We start from the raw sequence: 13,891 nt of genomic DNA, 5'->3' as shown, positions 1-13,891 counted from the left end.
ATGCGCAGCGTAAAGAATCTGTTGCGAAACTGTTAACAAATGTGCAGAATTTAAGGAAATAGTAGGACTATTGGATGGGAACGCGGCTTATTTGCACGGGGCAATTGGGTGGGTGTCAGAGAGACAAGGTATGGCAGCAGCGGCAGGCCAAGTTGTTGCACAAATTGCAACCCTGGTTCATCGATAACAGGGTAAACTTAAATATTGTTGCACAAATTGCAGGAATATCGCCGCCAAGCCCCTTAGAGAAGAGGGAATGCTGCCTTTTGTGCAATATTTTCAGATTAGGATTAGTTTAATGAGGGAGAAGTTGTATAATATGCAGGATTTGTATCAGCAAGAGAGCAAAGGGCAAACGTCAGAAGGGACTGAAGTGTAATTATGAGCATTGAAAATAGGCTTGAAGCTACATCGAGAGAAGAATTAAGAGATTGGCTGATGGCGAACAGTACCACGGAGGGCTCTTGCTGGGTAGAGGTCAGTCTCAAACCGCTCCCGGAGACGATACTGTATCTGGATGCCGTGGAAGAAGCGCTGTGCTGCGGCTGGATTGACGGGGTGAAGAAGGCGGCGGCTGACTCCAAGCTAGCGCAGAGACTATCCCCGCGCAGCAAGCGCAGCTCATGGACCGAGCTGAATAAGGAGCGCGTCCGCCGCCTGGAGAAGCTGGGACTGATGCGCGCCGAGGGACGGCGGTGCCTGCCGGATATGGATGTAGAAGCTTTTCGGATCGATCCCGTGATTGTACAGCGATTGAAGGCGGACGAGCAGGTGTACCGGCATTTCCTGGCCTTCCCGGCGCTGTATCAGCGGGTGCGGATCGACACCATTCAGAGCTGCATCCGCCAGCCGGAGCTGTTCGAACGCAGATTGGACAAATTCATCGAGAATACCAGAGTGAATAAAATGTACGGGCAATGGCATGACAACGGGCGTCTGCTGGATTATTAGTTTGGTTGGAGTGTAGTTCTGGTGGATTATTAGATCAGTTGGATTACTAGTTCTGTGAGTGAGTTTGATTTCGGACAAATTGCCCTGAAAGCTGGGGCATGCAGCTCCCGAAGGGTTTGCGCAAGCGGTATGTGTGGGGATATCTGATGGGTATGAAAGTAACTGGGGTTTGCTCTACATGACGGAGGTTACTTAATGGAGGTTACTTAATGCATATTAGTTGGAAAAACGTATCTTAATCTAGAACATTTGGAGCATTTGCGGAACTTAGTTGGATTTATGACATTTATTTTTCGCGTGAACCCCCTCTATGGCTCTGATGCCAGCATATTAAGTGCCTTTTTTCCAACTACGACTCGCTGCGGGCCCCTCCCACCTCTGAACAAGTGCCCAAAATCCAACTGTTCCCTGCGGCAAGGGGTGAGGGTGAGGGTGAGACTAATGCAGATACATAGGGTGATGCTGAGGCAGTTACTGAGGCAGCTACTGGTCCAGGCACTGGTGCAAACATTGACGCTAGTGTGGACATAGTACGGGTGTATGCGGAATACTGAATACAATTATACTGCGCGTAGACTAACGGAGAAAATGTATGCGGAAAACCGAATACATTTACTACAAATTTTACTGGCGTGGTGCAAACGCGGGCGCAACAGCCATACTCATACTCATACTCATACTCATACCATCCCCATACAATCCCCATACCATGCCCATAGCCATAGCCATGTACTTACCCAGCCACTGCCGCTCCCGCCGTCTGTAATCGATTAACTTGTGCGATTCACATGGATAACAGGCCCCCGTCACCGGCGGCCTGCCCGCACCGTACCGCCGCACTGTACCGCCGCTCCGCTCAGTCCCGGCGGTACACCCAGCCGCCGGCCTGGCACAGCGCCGCCAGCGCAAGCCCGGCGCCGCCCGGCCCGGTGCGGCGGATCAGCGCCAGATCCGCCGGTGCCCCGGCCGCCAGGCCCGCCGCCGCAGGCAGGGCCATGAAGCCTGCCGGGCGCACGGACGCCATGTCCCAGGCGTCCGGCAGCGCGGCCAGGCCCGCGGCGCTGAGGCGCGCGATGTGGCGCAGCAGCATCTGCGCCGAGCCCGCCAGCAGCCCGGGCTCGCCGGCGAGATGCAGCCGGCCCGCCGGGGTCAGCACGACACGGCCGCCGACCGGCGTGTCGTAGCTGCCGGGCGCAAGCCCGGCCAGGGCAACGGCATCGCTGACCAGCAGTGCCCGCTGGCCCTTGACCTTCATCGCCACCTTCAGCACCTCCTCCGGGAGGTGGAAGCCGTCGGCGATCAATGTGCACCACAGCTCATCTGCCGCGAGCTGGGTCCACAGGTAGTTCGGATGGCGCGGCAGCATAGCATGCGCGCCATTGCCCAGATGCGTGGACAGCCGCGCTCCGGCGGCTACCGCCCCGGCAATCTGCGCGGCATCCGCTGACGTATGCCCGATGGAGACGGTGATTCCCTGCCGGACGCAGTGGCGGATGAACTTCGCACTCCCCTCCCACTCGGGGGACAGCGTAACAATAGAGATGCGTCCGCCCGCCGCCGCCTGCCACTGATCGAGCAGGGCCGCGTCCGGCGGCCGGATATGCTCCAGGGCATGCGCCCCGCGCGGACCGTCCTCCGGCGAGAGGAACGGCCCCTCCAGATGGATGCCCTTGATGGTCGCCGCGCTGGCTGCATCCTCGTCACAGGCCCGGGCAATCGCCCGCATCGCTCCCAGGATGGTATACGGCGCGCCGGTAATCACCGTAGGGTAACAGGCGGTCACGCCCTCCTGCCATACCGCACGGACCGCCTTTTTGACATCCTCTGCACCAAGCGCCGGATGATTGAAATCATGTCCGCCATAGCCGTTGATCTGCAGATCCGTAAGGCCCGGGGCCACCAGTGGCAGCTCGGCCCGTTCCTCCAGCGTCAGCCGCGTCTCCAGCGGGTCGATAGCAGCAATTAAGCCATCCTCCACAGTAAGCCGGACCGGCTCGCCGGTCCGGTAATGCAGCGCCTCCAGCTTCATGAGAAGACCGCCCCGAACGAGTCGGTATCCAGGAACATCCGGCAGTCTCCATGCCCCCGCAGGATGGTGGACGGACATGCTGTAGAGACTGCTTCATGCAGCGTCCGGGTCACTGCACCGCGCTTGGAAGCGCCCGGCACCATGCAGAACAGCCATTGCGCGGACAGCAGCACCGGAATCGTCAGCGTCAAGGCTTGCTGCGGCACTTCGTCCAAGCTGGCGAAACACCCGTCATTCACCTGCTGCCTCCGGCAGATATCATCCAGAATCACCAGCTTCACAGGAAGCGGATCAGCGAAATCAGCCACCGGCGGATCATTGAACGCCAAGTGGCCGTTCTCTCCGATGCCAAGGCACACTATATCGATAGGCGCCTCTGCCAGCAATCGTCCATAACGCTTGCATTCCGCTTCTGCACCTGCGGCAGGATTCAGATAATGAACCGTTCCCGGACGCACCTTGTCAAAGAGCGCCTTGCGGAGAAAGGTGCCGAAGCTCTGCGGCGAGTCTGCCGGCAGGCCAGTGTATTCGTCCATATGGAATGCGGTAATCCGGCTCCAGTCCAGATCCTTCGCAGCGGCAAGCTCGGCAAGGAATTCGTTCTGTGAAGGGGCGGCGGCGAAGACGATCCGCACCTGCGCTTTGGAGGCCAGCAGCGCCCGGATGGCTGCTGCCGCCTCACGTCCGGCAGCAGCTCCGAGCTGTGCACGGTTTGGGTATACCCGGACAAGCATAGCACCCGACAGCTCGGTATGAATCGGTTTGATAGTCAGCATGGGTAGTGCCTCCTTGCTTCAGGGGGTTGTGCGGAACGGCTGCCTTCCTCTCCCCGGAATTCTCCGGGCGTAGCTCCAGTATGCAGCTTGAACAGCTTCGTGAAATAGCTCTTATTCTCATACCCGAGCCGCTCGGCGACCTGTTCTACGCTTTGCGGAGACTGGTCCAGCCATTCCTTGGCCTGCTCCATTTTGATATGGGTAACGTAGTGGATGAAGCTCATTCCGGTCTCCTTCTTGAACAGACGGCTGAAATAACTCGAATTCAAATGCGTATATTCCGCCACCTCCTCCAGGGTGATTTTACGGTTCAGGTGACGGTCAACATACCGCTTCACCTTCTTGATCTCATCCCGGCGGGTCTCCTGGTACATCTCCCGGATATAAGGAAGCCGTTCGTAGAAGAAAGCCAGGGACCAACTCTCCAGCGTGCCGATATCGTCAATGTCCGCCAGGGTATCATGCAGCAGCTCCAGCGAAAAAGTGGACTGGAACTGCTGGCGGGCCATCAGCCGCATCTGATTGTCATAGAGCAGCTTGAGCATCCATTCCTTCACCTGGCGCGGGGCATAACGCTTCAGACGGATATGGTCCATCCATTTGGCGAGCAGCTCCGCAAGCCTGTCCGCTGATTCCTCCAGGAAGGCTTCGCGGATCTCGTGCGCGGCTTCGGCGTAACGGGTGAACAGGTCCTCCTCCGTGAACGGCGGAAGCTCCTTCAGTCCGGCCAGCCCGCCCGGCTTCAAGTAGAAGGCATACTCCCGGCCTTGGGTTAGCAGCTCTATCACCCTCTCGCGGAAATGCCCGCTGCCCCGGGGGATACACAGGTATTGAAAGGACGCCCTCACCCCCGGCACGGCTTGAATGGCTGAGCGTAGCCTGCCGAGCATAGAGATGTGTGCGGCCTCTGCCCCGTTCCCCATACCGCCGGTGAATACCAGTACACAATCACGGCCACTGTAGGGCAGACATAGGGCGGCATTATTGTCCTGGTACACCGACTCCGCCGCCGATGCCACCAAGGCCATCCGCGCAAGCTCCTCCCCTGGAGCCTCCCCGCTGTCACCGTTGATCCGGCAGAGCACAGCGACATGGGCTGTGAGCTCAGGCTGAATGCCCAGCTCGGCAGCGTCACTCTGCCACTCGCTGCCTGGCAGCTCCCGGGCCGTGATCCGCGTAAGCACCCGTTGCTTCAGCAGCCCCTTTTGATGCTCGGCCATGCTTTTCCACTTCAGCGTCTGAGCCTTCTCCTCGTCCCTGCGGCGCAGCTCCCCGCCCAGCTCCCGGAGCAGGGTGGTAATCAGCTCTCTGCTCATCGTCTCCTTGAGGATATAGTCGCTCACCATCAGCTTGACCGCCTGCTGCGCATAGGTGAAGTCATCCATGCAGGACAGCACCACCACGCGCACCTCCCCGCTTCGCAGCTTCAGCTCGCGGATCAGCTCCAGACCATCCATATACGGCATCCCAATGTCTGTAATTACAATATCCGGCATGTCCGCCCCGGCCTTCTCCAGAGCAATCAGACCGTTCTTGCAGGCTGAATGCAGCGTGAAGCCAAGCTCGTCCCAGGGAATCATTGCCGTCAGAAAATCCAGTACCGGCTGATCATCATCCACCAGCATTACGCTATACATCCCTACCACGCTCCTTTTCCTTAGCCTGATCCGGAATCTGCCCGGGCAATACGAACCGGAAGGTTGTCCCCTCGCCGGGCCTGCTGTCCGTCGTAATCTGGAAGGCTGATCCGTAAGTCAGATACAGACGCTCGTAGACATTGGACATTCCGATGTGGGCCAGCCTGCCTGGCGGCATAGCTTCCTTGCCCGGCGGTTTGGAGCTTAGCCCGGCGCGCAGGCGGCTCAGGGTGTCCTCATCCATCCCCTGCCCGTTGTCTTCTATCTCAATGAACAGCCGGTGATCCTGCGTCCAAGTTCGGATTAGAATATGCCCGCCCGCCTGACGCAGCCCATGAATGTAGGCATTCTCAATGACCGGCTGCAGCAGGAAGCGGGGGATACGGACGCTGAGGCTCTCGGAGGTACAGTCTGTATCCAGCGCCACCTCCTCGGACTGGCGGAAATTCAGCAGCTCCACATAGCTCCTGACAATATGCAGCTCATCATGAAGCGTAGTATATTCATCCCGCTGTTGAATCGTCATGCGCAGCAACCGGGAGAGTGAGGACAGCAGCTCGGCATTCTCCTCATCTCCCCGCATCATAATGCGCAGGCGGATCGAGTTCAGGATATTGAACAGGAAGTGGGGATTAATCTGCGATTGCAGCATCGCCAGCTCCGCCTTGCGCTTCTGTGCCTGCTCTTCCTTGATCTGGAGTACCATCCGCTCTACCCGGTCCAGCATATGGTCGAAGGATTTGCCCAGCCGCCCGATCTCATCATAGCCCCGGACTCCCGAACGGAGACCCAGCTCCCCGCGGTCCACCCGCGCCGCCACCTGATCGAGCCGGATGACCGGCTTCGTGAACTGCCTGACCAGCAGCACCAGAATCAGCAGGAAAAAAGCCCCCGACACCACCTGCACCGCCGAACTCCAGCGGTGGGTCGCGCTGATCCGGCTGACCGCCTCGCGGTAGGGCGACAGACTGACAATCCGGTAATTGCCGTAAGGGATCTCCAGACTGCTGAGCAGATACTGCTCGCCCCGGTAATCGATGAAGCTGGAATCGGCCGCAGGCTTCACGGCAGCCATAAGTGAGAACGGCTGGCCCAGCAGGGACTTGTCCCGGGCGGCAGTAACCGTTCCATCCGGTGCAATCAGCAGGGTCTGCTGCCCCTTCCCGCTATCATTGAAAATCTGGCTGATCCGGCTCTCGGCGATACTGATCATCACCGTAGCATAGGTTGAACTGGAAGACAGCTTGAGATTGCGGGCAATCGTAAGCACCTGCGGACTGCCGGCTGCTGCGGTCGGAATATAGTTATCTATCACGCCTGCCCAGTACAGCTCGAAGGCAGGCTGCTTGCGGGCAGCCTCCATCCAGGGCTGCTGAAGCAGTGCGCCGACATTGAGCTTGGCGTAGGAATAGTTGGAGTAGTATTGCCCGTCCGAGGTGAGGACCGTTACGAATGTTTTTTCCATCATGGAGGTCACGCTGACCAGCTTGTCGGTCACCTCTTTGAAGTCCAGGATATGTCTTGCTGTATCGGGCTGGTGCAGCTTGCTGCGCTGCCAGTTTTCTTTGAGAACAAGGGTAATGCCGGGATCGAACTGGATATAATTCGCCACCAGCACCATATTGCTGAAGAGGTTCGAGATGTACAGGCTCTCCTGCTCCAGTGAACGGCGTTCATTCTGAATCACCTGGGAGCGGAGGATATGCTCTGTGTAGGAATTGGAAATATACAGGGTAATAGAGGCGGGAAGCAGCAGACAGAGCAGGGAAGCGACGAGCAGCTTATTGCGAAAACCGAGTCTCCATCCTCTTGGCAGCAATGGCAATCCCCCTTCACAATCAGACTATCGTGTCTATGCTTCTATCATATCAGCTTTCCGCCTCCAGTAGCCTATTAGAGCACAGGATTTCAGGTAAAATCCGGCCGTTTAGCCCTGCCAATTTTTACTTATTGGCATCCACAATCTTCTGCAGCTCCGCCTGCGCCTTCTTGATCGTAGTCTCCAGGTCCTGCTGCTTCAGGATGAACAGCTCTGTTTCCTTGGTAAAGGCCGTTTCCAGCTCGCCCTGATAGGTCGGCGGCACACTTAAAGGAGCAGGCTTCGCATTCTTGATTACATAGGCCAGTGAGGTTTCGTCAATGTTGTCCGGGCTCATGGCCTTGGTTTTGACGCCTGCTATGAACTGGTCCACATCCTGCTTCTTCCAGGCGGAGTATACATTCTGCATCTGCTCGCCCTCTGTGGAGTACCAGCGGATGAAATCATACGCTTCCTGCGGATGCTTCGACTTTTCCAGAATCCCAACATAATTGCCGTTAGCAATACTGACTCCGCTCGGTTCTCCTGCACTGTTCGAAGGCATCGGCGCGAACGCGGTGGTGAACGTAGCCGGGAACTCCTCTGACCCGCCGGATTCACCGATCATCCAGTTGCCGGTCACGATCATCGCGGCATGTCCGGTGAAGAACTCCGAGCGGTACGCGAGCTTCTGGGAGATGGTGTCGGCATACGGTACAGCTACTCCGGATTCCTCAGCCTTATTGCGCAGCTCCAGAGACTTACGGATGCCCGCGCTGTCGATATTCACGATACCGTTATTGACCAGATTGTTGTCCTTCTCCTGATTGATGATTCCCAGCTCCCAGTACATGGCCCAGGTATGGAAATAGGTGCCGAAGGTCTTGGACGGGCCAGTGCCGCTGGTCAGCTTGGCTGCGTAATCAAGATAGTCGTCCCAGCTCCATTCTGTGGGAACGGCTAACCCTGCCGCATCCAGCTTGTCCTTGTTCAGCAGGACAAAATAATTCTCAAGCGTATCCGGGAGGGCATACACCTTACCGTCCACAGACGGATCAATCGTGTATTCGTCAGCCAGCGTGATCCCTTCCTTGCTGATCAGGTCATTCAGCGGAGCCAGCAGGCCGAGTCCGGCACGCTGTGAATAGTCGGTGGCACCGGGCATGAACACTACATCCAGGTTCTCGCCGGAAGCCACGAGCAGATCCAGCTTTTTCATGCCAGCCACAGAGTCTCCGTTGTCGGCAAGCTCAACATATTCCAGGGAGACGCCCGGATGTGAATCCTCATAGGCCTTCAGCACAGGCTCCATATCCGCCGCAGGGGACCAGTTAGCAACCTTGATCGTTACCGGCTCTGCGGAAGGTGCAGCACTCTCCCCCGCCTCCGGTGCAGCCGTGCTGCCAGAAGTGGGAGATGCACTATTGTTGCCCGAATTGCCGCAGCCTGCCAAGGCTACCAGAAGCACGACGATCCATACCAGCGCGAACACATTCTTTTTCATCACTAACACCCCTTCTAATGTGGTTTACATCCGGTTATGCAACTTCCGGGAACTTGCCAGCCTTCACCCCTTCACCCCCCCTAAGGAAATGCCTTCGATCACCTGCTTCTGCCCGAGGATGAACACAATCAGCAGCGGGACAATAGCCGAGACCGAAGCCGCCATAATCAGCGAATAGAAGGCGCCGTTGCGGTCGGCGAAGGCATTCATGCCAAGCTGTAGCGTGTAGAGCGTCTTACTGTTCAGGAAGACCAGTGGCGTCTGAAAATCATTCCAGGTCCAGATAAACCGCAGAATCGCATACGTGGCAATCGCGGGCCGGACCAGCGGGAACAGAATGAAGGTGAAGATGCGCAGATGACCCGCACCGTCGATCTGTGCCGATTCGATATATTCGTTCGAGAGCGAAGCGAAGAACTGGCGGAGCAGGAAGGTGCCCAGCACGCTGAACCCGCCCAGCAGGATCAGGCCCAGATGCGTATCGTACAGGCCCGTCGACCGGAAGATGATGAACAGCGGCACCAGCGTGGCTTCCGCAGGAATCATATAGGTGGCCAGCACAAGGACGAACAGTGCATTTCTGCCGGGAAAGCGGATTTTGGTGAAGCCGTAGGCGGCCATGCTGGACACCCCCACAGACAAGAGCGTGGTAAGCGCCGTGACCTTGATCGAGTTCCAGTAATAGAGCGTGAAGTTGGCTTTGCCGAACCAGACGGAATGATAGTTGAAGGACGCCCGCAGGGTCTGCGGAATCCATTCAACCGGATACTTGAAGACATCGGCCTCCGGCTTAAGCGAAGCGGACAGCATCCATATAAAAGGAAGCAAAAACACGATCCCCAGCAGCGCCATGATCAGGGTGATGATGGCTTTTCCTAAGGTAAGATTGCCCATTCTCACAGGTGTGTGCCTCCCTTCTCTAGTAATTGACCCAATAGCGCTGCCCCAGCCACTGCAAGCCGGTAATGGCCAGCACAATGACGAACAGAATCATAACCATGGATGAAGCATACCCGGTCTGAAGATCGACGAAGGCCGTCTGGTACATGTCATATACGACAACAGAGGTGGAATGGGCCGGTCCGCCGTCCGTCAGCACCTTGACCAGAGCGAAGGATTTGAAATTGCCGATAATCCCGGTCACCAGCAGGAAAAAGGTCGTCGGCGTCAGCAGCGGAAAGGTGATCGAGCGGAACTGGGCCAGCTTCGAGGCGCCGTCAATCGTCGCCGCTTCATACAGATCGGCAGGAATATTCTTGATTCCGGCGATATAGATAATCAGCGAGACCCCGAGATCGATCCAGATCATCAGCAGCATGACCGAAGGAAGCGCATAGGTCGGATCGGCCAGCCATTTGGGCGGATGGTCCACGCCGAGCGCTGACAGGAAGCCGTTGACCGGACCGTACGAAGGATGGAAGAGCACCTGCCACACGACCGCTACCGCGACGACACTGGAAATCTGGGGCATGAAGTAGATAACTTTAAAAGCCCCCGGCGCGTACACATGACTGGTGATAATCACCGCCAGGACCAGCGCGATCCCCATTCCGGCCGGTACGGCCAGCAGCATAATGAAGTTATTGCCCAGCGACTTCAGGAAAACCTCATCCTGGAACAGCTGGCGGAAGTTATCGAAGCCATTGAACCGGATCTTGTCAAACCCGGTGACGAACGACCATTTGGTGAAGCTGAGCACGAAGGAGAATAGCATAGGAATTAGCGTAAATATGAGCACACCCAGCAGCATGGGACCGGTGAACAGGTACCCCATCCCGGCTTCCAGCCGTTTTCTTTTTCTGCTGCCGGCGGTTGGTTTCTCACGGGACTGCGGTAAGGCAACTGACGTCTTCAATGGCTCTGTCCCCCCTCTTGCGTGATCTTATCTCTCATTATAGAAAGGTAAGGCGAGGTGCATAAGCCACGATCCTGACCCGTTCGGAAAAATTTTTACCTACCCTTCTATCAATCAGTCAAAAACGGTACGGAATTGCGCAAAATAGTTGATTTACTCGGGTAGTCTGCTTTGTTATCTTCTAGGCAAGCACCAGCTTATGCTTACTTACATCTTAAGGAGGAATCCAGATGAACGTGAAATCAGATATTATGTCCGCTTATATGGATACTATTGTCGAACTGCTGAATGAGATACGGAGTGAGCCGCAGGACAAGCTGCTGGAGGTGGCGGAGCTGCTCGCGGAGCATATTGCGGAGGACAGGCTGATCTATCTCTACGGACCGGGGGGACACTCCAATATGAATGCCACCGAGGTCTTCTTCCGTGCCGGCGGACTGATGCATATCAGCGCCATCTTAGATGAAGGCACGATGATCTCGAATGGCGCCTTGCGCTCCATGGCAGTTGAACGCACTCCCGGCTATGGCACATTAGTCATTGAAGACAACCGGCTCGAACAAGGCGATATTCTGATTATCGCCAATGCGTACGGGATCAACACAGCCTGTGTCGATGCCGCTCTGGAAGCACGCCGCCGGGGCGTAATCACGGTTGCGGTGACCTCCGTGGGCCATGCCGAGGCTACGCCAGCGGATCATATTGCCCGCCACCCTTCGGGACAGAATCTGTATGCGCTCTGCGATTATGTTCTGGACAGCAAGGTCAAGCCTGGTGACGCTGCGCTTCACATTGACGGCATTGAACCGAAGATGGGCTCCACCTCTACCTTCGCCAACGCTTTTCTGCTGAATTCCCTGATGATGACCACTGCCGCCTGCCTCGGGGCAAAAGGGATCGAGGTGCCGGTCTGGCGCAGCGGCAACGCCCCGGGCGGGGACGAGTGGAATAACCGCTTCATTGAGCGCTTCAAGGGCCGGGTACGCTGGCTATGAGCCTCCAGCTGATTCCAGCGCCTCAGGTGGTGCAGAGCCGTGGACCGGAGCCGGTCACCGGGCTTCACGGCTGGGCGGTGCAGTTATGGTGCCCCGGGGAGGATGCCCGGCTAGTGGTGGCGGCTGAACGGATATTCGCCGGGGTAACAGCGCATGCTGCTCAGGGCGGCAGCGGTGTATTCGCCCTGGTCACGGAGGGTACTCCGCTCAACCCGCTGCTGGCCCGGCGGGTCGAGGGCAGGCATGACGGCTATGTGCTGATTACCGATAAGGACCGGATCGAGTTGTATGCACTTACCGCCTCCGGCCTGTTCTACGGGCTGAAGACACTGCAACAGCTGCTTCAGAGCGGCGGCGGTACCGTGCCTGCGGTGACGATTGCCGACTGGGCGGAGCTGCGGCTGCGCAGCGATTATCTGGATCTGCGCACCGTCTATCCGACCTATGAGCATCTGCTGGAGTATATCGCAGAGCTGGCCGATTATAAGATCAATACGCTGATTATCGAATATGAGGACAAGCTGCCGTTCCGGAAACTGGCCTTCCTGCGCCATCCTGAGCTTGCCTTCACGGAGGAAGAACACCGGCGGCTGCTCAAGACGGCACAGGACCACTTCATTACCGTCATTCCGAAGCAGCAATCCTTCGGACATCTGGAATATATCCTGAAGCATCCGGCCTATATCGGTCTGCGTGAGGTCCCGGAGACCGTGTCCGAGCTGTGCCCGCACCGCGCCGGCTCCTTCGGGATGATGGCCGGGATTCTGGAAGAAGTGGCGGCCCTCCACCCGCACAGCCGCTATCTTCACCTCGGCTGTGACGAAGTCTGGACCCTTGGCACCTGCGGGGACTGCAAGCGCTCCGGGCTTACCCCCGAGGCTTCGTTCATCCGCTTCGTCAATCAATTGGCGGAGAAGACACTCAGCCTCGGCAAGCAGCCGATGATCTGGCATGATATGATCATGCAGGCTACGGCAGAGGAGATTGCGGCGCTGGACAAGCGTGTGATCGTGGTCGTCTGGATCTACGGCGGGCACCGGATGAAGGCGGATGCCCGGCAGATTCTCCACAAGCTGCGGGATGCGGGCATCCAGACCCTTGGCGCTTCCTCTGTCCGCTGCTGGGACGATAACGGCGACCAGAATTATCCGGTGATTCATAACCGGATCAAGAATGTGCAGGACTGGATTCAGCTCGCCCGCTCCGAGCAGCTGGAGGGTATTATTCATACGAACTGGGGGTGCCCGTTCTCGTTAGGCAGCCCCTACGGCTTGTTCGAGACCTCGCGTTATCCGGCTGTCTTCGCTGCGGAACAGAGCTGGAACTCCGGAGCGGAGACCGGGACCTTCCTGACAAGGTTCCTGCACCAGTTCCACGGCCTGCCTGCGGACCGGCTGAGCGGGGAAGAATGGGCAGATTATGCGGTAACCGACTATTACGCGTTGATTCCGCAGCTTCTGCCGGAGGTGAAGAAGAACCGCTTGACCGCCGAGCTGATCGATGCCATGATCCAGTACGAGCTTCCGGCACAGCGCCGCTCGCCGCTGCCTACCTTCCTCTTCCGGGGAGCCATGTCGCCGGGCAGCGAGGAAGTGATGACCTTCCTCCGGGACAAATACCGGAGCGGCTACAGCGATCTCCGGCAGGCCAAGCTAAGAATGCAGAGCGTGCTTGCCGAGCTGCTGGTCCCGCAGATGGCGGAGCTGTTCATACGCTCCCGGTTCTACCGGCCTGAACTATTCGAGGCCAATCTGCAAGCCATGATGACCGATCTTGAGCTCATAGAACAGAAAGCGGGGGAACCTTAATGCCTGATATGCTTGTGAAGCTATACGATTTGCCGGATAACGGAGCGCTGCTGGAGCGGCTGCGGGGTGAAGGGATTGCCATCAAACGGGCGATGACCGGAGATAAGCAGGCGATTGTGGATTTTGTCGGCCGCCATTTCACGGAGAGCTGGCGGAATGAATGCGAGACGGCCTTCGCCCATCTGCCCGTCCACTGCTATATTGCGGTGAAGCAGGGCGAGGTGATCGGCTTCGCCTGCCATGATGTCGTGGTGAAGAACTTCTTCGGCCCGACCGGGGTGCTGGAGGCTTACCGGGGGCTGGGCATCGGGAAGGCGCTGCTGCTGGAATGCCTGTCTGCCATGCACCAGAGCGGTTATGGCTATGCCATTATCGGCTGGGTGGCGGACGCCGTCCCTTTCTATGAGAAGACCGTGGGTGCGATTGCGGTCCCTGATTCTTTTCCCGGTGTATTCCGTGACCTGATCAGCATGGACTGAATACGATTGTTTTGTATGAGCACAGCAAATAGCGGCAGCCGGACATCTCATCCCTGGCT

General features: G+C 57.5%; 11 protein-coding genes. 4 read left to right on the top strand and 7 right to left on the bottom strand.

Features of this window, described 5'->3' with window-relative positions; genetic code table 11:
- The first annotated feature begins 381 nt into the window (after positions 1-381).
- A complete protein-coding gene (locus MKX63_RS22895; protein ID WP_341020304.1) occupies positions 382-951 on the top strand; it encodes a YdeI/OmpD-associated family protein in 570 nt (189 codons plus the stop codon).
- A gap of 856 nt (positions 952-1,807) precedes the next feature.
- Here the strand turns inward: MKX63_RS22895 and MKX63_RS22890 are convergent.
- The 7 genes from MKX63_RS22890 to MKX63_RS22860 all read right to left on the bottom strand — a co-directional run bounded on the left by MKX63_RS22890 (position 1,808) and on the right by MKX63_RS22860 (position 10,550).
- Positions 1,808-2,980 carry an N-acetylglucosamine-6-phosphate deacetylase gene (locus MKX63_RS22890; RefSeq protein WP_341020303.1) on the bottom strand — a complete coding sequence of 391 codons (1,173 nt, stop codon included), beginning with the start codon at positions 2,978-2,980 and terminating at the stop codon, positions 1,808-1,810.
- Positions 2,977-3,756, bottom strand: a complete 780-nt coding sequence (locus MKX63_RS22885) for a glucosamine-6-phosphate deaminase (RefSeq protein WP_341020301.1) — start codon at positions 3,754-3,756, stop codon at positions 2,977-2,979. The genes MKX63_RS22890 and MKX63_RS22885 overlap by 4 nt, the downstream gene beginning before the upstream one ends.
- Complete coding sequence (locus MKX63_RS22880) at positions 3,750-5,393, bottom strand: response regulator transcription factor (RefSeq protein ID WP_341020299.1); 1,644 nt, start codon at positions 5,391-5,393, stop codon at positions 3,750-3,752. Before MKX63_RS22880 ends, MKX63_RS22885 begins: the two co-directional genes overlap by 7 nt.
- Complete coding sequence (locus tag MKX63_RS22875) at positions 5,386-7,212, bottom strand: cache domain-containing sensor histidine kinase (RefSeq protein ID WP_341020298.1); 1,827 nt, start codon at positions 7,210-7,212, stop codon at positions 5,386-5,388. Before MKX63_RS22875 ends, MKX63_RS22880 begins: the two co-directional genes overlap by 8 nt.
- 124 nt (positions 7,213-7,336) lie before the next feature.
- Positions 7,337-8,695 carry an ABC transporter substrate-binding protein gene (locus tag MKX63_RS22870; protein WP_341020297.1) on the bottom strand — a complete coding sequence of 453 codons (1,359 nt, stop codon included), beginning with the start codon at positions 8,693-8,695 and terminating at the stop codon, positions 7,337-7,339.
- Positions 8,696-8,758: 63 nt separating this feature from the next.
- Positions 8,759-9,589: a carbohydrate ABC transporter permease gene (locus MKX63_RS22865; RefSeq protein WP_341023213.1), complete on the bottom strand. Its 831-nt coding sequence runs from the start codon at positions 9,587-9,589 to the stop codon at positions 8,759-8,761.
- Positions 9,590-9,614: 25 nt separating this feature from the next.
- Positions 9,615-10,550, bottom strand: a complete 936-nt coding sequence (locus tag MKX63_RS22860; protein WP_341020295.1) for a carbohydrate ABC transporter permease — start codon at positions 10,548-10,550, stop codon at positions 9,615-9,617.
- 230 nt (positions 10,551-10,780) lie between these two features.
- On the opposite strand from MKX63_RS22860, the gene MKX63_RS22855 reads away from it, so the two are divergent.
- From MKX63_RS22855 to MKX63_RS22845, 3 genes are read left to right on the top strand one after another with little or no spacing between them, the layout of a single operon-like run.
- Positions 10,781-11,545, top strand: coding sequence for an SIS domain-containing protein (locus MKX63_RS22855; RefSeq protein WP_341020293.1), 765 nt, complete (start codon positions 10,781-10,783; stop codon positions 11,543-11,545).
- Positions 11,542-13,353 (top strand): glycoside hydrolase family 20 zincin-like fold domain-containing protein, encoded by a 1,812-nt coding sequence (locus MKX63_RS22850; protein WP_341020291.1) that lies wholly within the window; start codon positions 11,542-11,544, stop codon positions 13,351-13,353. Before MKX63_RS22855 ends, MKX63_RS22850 begins: the two co-directional genes overlap by 4 nt.
- Positions 13,353-13,832 carry a GNAT family N-acetyltransferase gene (locus tag MKX63_RS22845; protein WP_341020289.1) on the top strand — a complete coding sequence of 160 codons (480 nt, stop codon included), beginning with the start codon at positions 13,353-13,355 and terminating at the stop codon, positions 13,830-13,832. Before MKX63_RS22850 ends, MKX63_RS22845 begins: the two co-directional genes overlap by 1 nt.
- The last annotated feature ends 59 nt before the right edge of the window (positions 13,833-13,891 follow it).

The organism is Paenibacillus sp. FSL R7-0179, from assembly GCF_038002265.1.
GTDB lineage: Bacteria > Bacillota > Bacilli > Paenibacillales > Paenibacillaceae > Paenibacillus_AQ.
The sequence above is the reverse complement of the archived record's forward strand: the minus strand, read 5'-3'. Positions and strand labels throughout refer to the sequence as shown.